This is a genomic window from Streptomyces sp. NPDC004031 (assembly GCF_053604375.1).
In genome coordinates this window covers 46,961-53,776 of the sequence record NZ_JBSGHL010000058.1, presented here as the reverse complement: position 1 = coordinate 53,776, position 6,816 = coordinate 46,961, and the positions used below count along the sequence as shown (strand labels likewise).

At 74.0% G+C, this 6,816-nt stretch carries 4 protein-coding genes; 3 read left to right on the top strand and 1 reads right to left on the bottom strand.

The window, feature by feature from the left end:
* Nucleotides 1-341: 341 nt before the first annotated feature.
* On the bottom strand, nt 342-2,228 hold the full coding sequence (locus tag ACWERV_RS29400; RefSeq protein WP_452938728.1) for an alkaline phosphatase D family protein: 1,887 nt from the start codon (nt 2,226-2,228) through the stop codon (nt 342-344).
* 297 nt (nt 2,229-2,525) lie between these two features.
* On the opposite strand from ACWERV_RS29400, the gene ACWERV_RS29395 reads away from it, so the two are divergent.
* The 3 genes from ACWERV_RS29395 (at nt 2,526) to ACWERV_RS29385 (ending at nt 6,782) form a co-directional block, all read left to right on the top strand.
* Complete coding sequence (locus ACWERV_RS29395) at nt 2,526-3,338, top strand: hypothetical protein (RefSeq protein ID WP_452938726.1); 813 nt, start codon at nt 2,526-2,528, stop codon at nt 3,336-3,338.
* 467 nt (nt 3,339-3,805) lie between these two features.
* Nucleotides 3,806-5,311, top strand: coding sequence for an MFS transporter (locus tag ACWERV_RS29390; protein ID WP_452938724.1), 1,506 nt, complete (start codon nt 3,806-3,808; stop codon nt 5,309-5,311).
* Nucleotides 5,312-5,393: 82 nt separating this feature from the next.
* Entirely contained in the window at nt 5,394-6,782 is a 1,389-nt protein-coding gene (locus ACWERV_RS29385; protein WP_452938721.1) for an SWIM zinc finger family protein, read from the top strand.
* The last annotated feature ends 34 nt before the right edge of the window (nt 6,783-6,816 follow it).

Below are 6,816 nucleotides of genomic sequence, written 5' to 3'. Positions count from 1 at the left end.
CGGGAGGAATCGGAGGAGGAGGATCTGGCTGACACTTTCCTGCCCTTCGGACGTACGGGGGAGGAGAGGCGCCCCGGAGGGTGGTGGGGCGCCCGCCGAGACGGACAACGTTGTCATCGGACCGGCAAGTGATGCTCCTCCGGCTTTTACAACGTTGTCAAGATCCTTGCCGCCGTTCGCCGTTCGCTCTTCGCCGTTCGCGACCGGCGGGCCGGCGGAGCGGTGAGGCGCTCGTCGAGGCGACCGGCCCGACCGTCGGCCGGTACCCGGGGCGGCGCCGGGCACGGCCCCGGCGCGGCCCGGTGCGGGCCCCGAACGCGGGCCCGCACCGGGGGGCGGTGCTACGCGGGGTTGTCCGCGCGGGGGCCGACCGGGGTGCTCGCCGGGGACAGGGTGCTGGTGCCCTTCACCGTGAGCCAGCTGGTGCGGTAGACCGGGACGGCGGTCGGGACGACCCGGGGGTCCGGCTGCGCGCCGGTCGGGGTCGGGGTGAGGTAGAAGTCCGCCTGGACCCGCTCCTTCGTCACGTCCAGCACGGTGAAGCCGTGGCCGACCCCGTCGAGGTAGCGCACCCACGGGTTGACCTGGCGTGAGGAGGCGATGAGCTGCTCGACGGTGGCCACGACCTCCTCGGGGGTGACCGCGGGGTTGCGGGCCTGGAGCTGCGGGGCGACCTGCTCGTAGAAGCCGTCCGAGGTCACGGACGGCGTGACGAACTCGACGGCGGCCGGGGTGTAGCCGGTCGTGCCCGGCGCCGTGGCCCCGGCGGTGGCGGGGATCTCCGTCGCCCACGAGGAGTGGATGTCGCCGGTGAGGACGACGACGTCGCCCGGCGAGGCGGCGTAGGCGGCCGTGACCGCGGCCTGGTCGGCCTGGTAGCCGTCCCACTGGTCGGAGTTGACCAGCAGCGCGGTGTCCGGCAGCGGGCCGCCGTTGCTCTTGATCGCGGCGGGTGCCAGGGCGGCGGCGGGGAAGCGGACCGGCGTCTGCACGACCTGGTTGCCGATCAGGTGCCAGCCGTCGTCGGACCTGAGGCCCGCCTTGAGCCACGCGAGCTGCTCCGGCTCGGGAAGGTGCCGGGCGGGGTCGGCCAGCGCCGCGTCGGACCGGTCGGTGAGACCGGGCAGCGCGGTCGGGATGAAGCCGCCGCCCTGGCCGGTGAAGCCCGGGAATTCGACCTGGCGGCTGCGGTTCTGGCGGGTCTCCAGGATGGAGAGGGAGCCGAGCGTGCCGAAGGTGAAGCGGCGGAAGAAGCGGATTCCCCGGTGCGGCACCCGCCGGCTCTGGTCGGGCAGACGGAACGGCATCCACTCCAGGTACGCCTGGTACGCCGCCTCACGGCGCTGCTGGAACTGCGCGGCGGTCGTGCCCGCGTCCTGGTTCTCGGCGCCCGTGTCCCAGGCGTTGTTGGCCACCTCGTGGTCGTCGAAGATCGTGATCCACGGGTGGGCGTTGTGCGCGGCCTGGGCGTCGGGGTCGGCCTTGTGGATGGCGTGGCGCAGCCGGTAGTCCCGCAGCGTCAGCAGGGTGTTGGCGGGCTCGGCGTCGCGGATGCCGACGAGCTCGGCGGGGCCGTAGCGGCCGTCCGGGTCGGAGGCGTCCGAGACCGGGCCGTTGGGATATTCGTAGATGTAGTCGCCCACATGCAGGACGAAGTCCAGGTCGTCGCGGGTGGCGATCTGCCGGTAGGCCGTGAAGTACCCGCCGGTGTAGTTGGAGCAGGTGACCAGGGCGAAGCGGAGGGCGTGGGACCGGCCGGGGACGTCCGGGGCGGTCCGGGTGCGCCCGACGGGGCTGGTCTCGCCCGCGGCCCTGAAGCGGTAGAAGTACCGGGTGTACGGCTTCAGCCCCTCGACGTCGACCTTGACGGTGTGGTCGCTGTCCGGGTGGGTGAGGTGGTCGCCGCGCCGGACGACCCGGGTGAAGTGGCGGTCGCGCGCCACCTCCCAGGTCACGTGCGTGCGGGCGCCGAGGCCGCTGCCCGGGGTCGCCACCGGGTCCTTCGGGCCCCGGCGCGGCGGGGTCACCCGGGTCCAGATGACGACCGCGGTGCCGGTCGGGTCACCGCTGGCGACGCCGTAGCCGAACACGCCCCTGTGGGCGGGCGCGGCGGCCGCCTCGGCGTCGAAGGAACGGGCGGAGAAGGTGAAGGCCAGCGCGCCTGCCGTGACGGCCGCGCCCTTGAGCGTGGCGCGGCGGGTCACGGGGCCGGGAGAGGAAGGAGTCACGAGCGGAACGTGCCAGCGGCGGGTGAATACCGGATCGGACCCGTGGTGAACAGCGGGCGCAGGCGGCGGGAACAGCGGTGGAACACCCCGGGATGCGCGCCGCGGTCAGGACGACGCGGTGCACGACGGTTCGGCCTCGGCGGCGGCGTGGTGGGAGGGGTGGCCGGTGCTGCCCTCGGTGTACGGGTGGTGGGGCTGGGGATGCCGGTGCTCCTGCAAACACGTTCGGCCGGAAAGTGATCATGCTGTGACCTCGTGCCGCAAGCGCCCGGAGGTGATGGCCACTACCGTTCCCCCGTGCCGACGAACGACGACATGCCCGCAGGTCACCGTCACATAAGCGACGACGAGTGGAACGACTTCGTCCTGCGCTTCGCCAGGGAGACCGCCACCGCCCCCGTGCCCGGTGCGGCCCCCGCGCGGAGGCGGAAGCGGACGCTGCCGTGGGTCGCCGGGGCCTCGGCGGTGGCGGCGGTGGTCGCGGCCGTCCTCGTGCTGAGGCCGGCCGGCCCCTCGCCCCACACGGCCGTCGCGGCGACCGCGCCCACCGCGCGTGCGTCCGCGCCGAGCCCCGCGGCCTCCACCGTGAACCCCGCCGCGGTACGGGCGATGGTCCCGCTGGCGGAAGCGTTCCCGGAACAGGTCGCGGGCGGCGCCGACACGTTCACCAGGGTGGCCATGGTCACGATGCCGTCCTGCACCGCACCCGACTCGGTCGGACCCCGGCTGATCGCCATGATCGACGCGAGCGCGGGCTGCGTCGGCGAGGAGGTCGCCCTCTACAAGGACGCGCACGACGACCAGTTCAACCTGGCGGTGTTCACGATGAACGAGCCGCAGGACATGCTGAAAATGGTGACCGAACTGACGTTGGCCGTCGACGACTACGAGGTGGCCGCCCAGGTCCCGCCGCCCGGGTCGGGCCTGCCCACCCTGCCCGCCGACAGCGGCATGGTGCAGGCCTTCACCGGCCAGGTGCGGGCCATGGTGATCGGGACGGCCCAGTGGTCGGACGGCCGGACGAGCGACTACCAGCAGCTCGTCGACCGTCTGCAGCCGCTGCTCACCGCGGTCTCCCGGAACGTCGCCGCCTACGAGACCGCGCGGTAGCCAGCACCGTCCGCCCCGGAGGGCGGAGGGCGGGGTGAAGCCGACGTAGGCGTTGACGTTGTACCCGAGCCCGGACGGCAGCCACGCGCCGGACTTCACCGGAGTCGAACGCCTTGTTCCGGCCGGAGCGCCGCGTGGGCGGCAGTTGCCTCATCCGCCCGTCCGGCGGACGGGACCGGACAGCCGAGGGCAGGAAACCGGCTCGGCCGCAACTCCGCGGAAGGCATGAAATCCGCGGAATCGCAAATCCGGGGAGGGCACAGAATTCCTCGGTCCGCACATCCACCGGAGGGCATGAAATCCGTTCGGGTGCAAGGACATTGACGGGAAAAACCCTGGTTGACAGTGCCATGGGCTTTGTTTATGGTCCGTTCTCCCTGGTGCTCGCCCGCCGATACCCGAAGGTGTTCATGACTGTTCCCGTCTCGTTGCCGAAATTCAGGCAGCAGTTGGTTCTCGCCGTTCTCATGCTCTGTTCCCTGCTGATCTGGCTGGACAACACCGTGCTGAGCACGGCCCTGGAAACCCTCGCCGACCCGGATCGCGGACTCGGGGCCGACCCCGGTCAGCTGCAGTGGGCGACGGGGTCGTACACCCTGGCCTTCGCCACGCTGATGTTCACCGCGGGCGCGCTGGGCGACCGCTTCGGGCACCGGACCGTGTTCGCGGCCGGGCTGGTGGTCTTCGCCGGGGCGTCGCTGTGGGCGGCGTACGCGGGCGACGCGGGGCAGCTGATCGCCGCGCGAGCGGCCATGGGGGTGGGCAGCGCACTCGTCACGCCCGCCAACCTGGCCATTCTCATGTGGACCTTCACCGGGCCCGCGCGGGCCGCCGCGATCGGCATTTTCTCGACGTCGGCCGGTGTCGGAATGGCTGCCGGTCCGGTACTGGCGGGATTCCTGCTCGACCATTTCTGGTGGGGCTCGGTGTTCCTGATCAACGTCCCCGTCGCGGCGCTGGCCCTGGCCGGGCTCGCCGTGCTGGTGCCGAATTTCCGCAGCCCGGCGCGGCGTCCGCTGGATCCGGCCGGAATGCTGCTGTCGGTCAGCGCCCTGGTGGCCCTGGCCTACGGGCTGATCCGGGCGGGGCAGGTGGCCGCGTGGGGGCGGACCGACGTCTGGGCGCCGATCGCCGCCGGTCTGCTCCTGCTGGCCGTCTTCGTCGTCGTCGAACTGCGGGCGAAGGCACCCGGCTTCGACCCGCGGCTGCTCGCGCAACGCGCGTTCGGCGGCGGGAACGCCGCCCTCGGCCTGCTGCTCTTCGGCGTTGCCGCCGTCACCTTCTTCAACGCGTTCTACCTCCAGGGCGCGCTCGGGTACTCACCGATGCGGGCGGGTCTGGCCAATGTCCCGACGGCCGTCGGCGCGCTCGCGGGCGCGCCCCTGGGCACCCGCCTGGTCCGCCGCCTGTCGCTGCGGGCCGTCGCGGTGCCCGCGCTGGCCGTGGCCGCGCTGTCGATGGGCGGGTACGGCTTCCTCGGACTGCACACGCCACCGGTGTGGATCGAGATCCTGCTGCTGGTCCAGGGCCTCTCGGTCGGCACGGTGATCGGCCCGGTCACGGCCGCGCTGATCGGCGACCTGCCGCTGGACCGGGCCGGGGCGGGGTCGGCCGTCACCAACACCGTGCGGCAGACCGGCGGCGTGCTCGGCATCGCGGTCGGCGGCACGATCATGTCGCTGGTGTACCGGCGTGCGATCGAGCCCTCGCTGAAGGGCGCGCCGGGCGCGGTGCGGGAGCAGGCGCGCGTCTCCCCCGAACAGGCCCGGCACGTCGCCGCCGTCGCGCACCGGCCGGACATCGCGCGGGCCGCCGACCGTGCGTTCGTCCACGCCCTGCACGTGGGGGCGGGCTGGATCGCGGCCGTCGCCCTCCTCGGAGCGGCGGTCCTGCTCGCGGCCCTGCCGCGCGCCGGGCGGAAGGAGCGTCAGGTCCCGCGGGCGGCCGAGGAGAAGGAGCTGCGCGCGGTGTGAGGCCCGCGCGGCGGACCCCGGCGACGGTGGTGCTCCCGGCCGTCAGACCGGGTTGTCAGAGCAGGCCGATACCTTCTGCCACATGCCGACCTTGACGCAGACATACGCCTACCGCGGGGCCTCGACGCTCTCCTCCGAGGGGGAGTTGCGGCTGGCCACGTCCGGCGCCGTGACCCCGGACGGGTGGTCGGGGGAGGCGCGGTTCTTCGCCGGGGCCCTGCGCTATCCGCAGGAGGCCGCCGCGGCGCTGCTGGCCGTCGCGGACGTCGCCGCCGCCGACTACCGGCGGCGCCGGTCGGGGCTGCTGGACCCGGTGGTGACCGGGCACGGGAACCGGCTGCGGTTCGAGTCCTTCTCGGCGTGCGGGGGCGTCTACGCGCAGCTGGAGGTGCTGGCGGACGGCCTCGACGGGGTGACCGGGTACGGGACGACCAATGTGGACGTCAATCTGCCGCTGCGGGACGCGCTGTCGGCGGTCCGGCCGGGGGAGGCGCTGCACCTGCGGGTCGGGCCGGAGGAGCTGGAGGTGCGCGCCGCGGCGAGCCGGGAGCCGGTCGTCGAGCGCAAGGTGGCGCTGCCGGAGCGGTGGGTCCGCGGATTCGGCGAGGTCCAGGCGGTCCTGGCCGGATTCGACGAGCGGGCGCGCGTCCCCGCCGCGGCCGCGGTGCGCTTCCTGCGGTCGCTGCCGCGCGGAGGGTCCGGCCCGGCGCAGTGGGCGGTGGCCGCGGGCGGCGCGCTGCGGCTGACGTCCCGGCCGGTCCCCGGAGCGGTGTGCCTGCCCGGACCGGAGCGGCTGGGCGCGCTCACGCGGGTGCTGCGCTTCGCGCGGGCGCTGACGCTGTACGGTCCGCCGCCCGCGCCCGGCGGGGAGCCGCAGGCCGGGGCCTGGGAGGTCGAACTGCCGGGGATGCGGCTGCTGCTGGTGCTCTCGCCGGACACCGCCCGCGGCTTCTCCGGCGAAGGGGCGAACCTCCAGGGGATGCTCCCGGCGGAGGAGGAGCGGGACGCCGTCGCGGTCGGCGAGTGCCTGGCCTGGCAGGCCCGGATCGACGTACGGGAGCTGGCGCGGCGGTGCGGGCTCACCGAGGAACGGGTGCGGGCGGCGCTGGCCGTGCTCGCCGGAGCGGGACGGATCGGGTACTGCCCGGCGGAGGCCGGGTACTTCCACCGCGAACTGCCCTTCGACGCCGAGGCGGTGGCACGCTGCAACCCGCGTCTGGGCGGCGCCCGCGCCCTCGTCGCCGAGGGCCGTGTACGCCTCACGGCATGGGACGGGGCCGAGGGATCGGCGGCGGTCGACGACGGGCGGCAGCACGTCCGCCGCACCCGGGCGGGCTGGTCCTGCACCTGCGAGTGGTGGGCCCGGTACGGGGGCGGGCGGGGCCCCTGCAAGCACGTCCTGGGAGTGCAGCTCGCGCTCCGGGGGCGGGAGTCGGCCGGCGGCACGGTACGGGCAGGGGCAGGGGCATGACGACGGTGGACGGTACGGGGGCTATGACGGCTAC